Here is a 289-nt window from a genome sequence, read left to right on the forward strand (position 1 = left end):
GACCTTCTTGTCGTTGGGATCCTCCAGCTTCAAAGCAGCAGCCAAGCCCTCCCCGTACGGGAAATTCAGCTCGTTGCCGCAGCCCACCCTGCCCAGCTGGCGAAAGGTGAGACGCACCGGCACCCCTTTTTGAACCGAGAAGCGCAGTGGGGAATAGCCGCCCGGGGTGACGATCAGATCCACCTCCTGGATGCCTTCGGCGTTGACTGGTATTTCCAGCGGCGGTGGCGGCTCAACCTGGCGCACCTCTGGCGGCTCCAGGATAAAGTTGAACACCTGGCGGTTGGAA

The 289-nt window shown here is 61.6% G+C and carries 1 protein-coding gene; it reads right to left on the reverse strand.

Annotated features, from left to right (window positions below):
• A partial coding sequence (locus tag MD536_RS21220; protein WP_239603791.1) for a hypothetical protein occupies positions 1-289 on the reverse strand: 289 nt, incomplete at both ends.

This window comes from Flavihumibacter cheonanensis (assembly GCF_022352215.1).
Lineage (GTDB): Bacteria > Bacteroidota > Bacteroidia > Chitinophagales > Chitinophagaceae > Flavihumibacter > Flavihumibacter cheonanensis.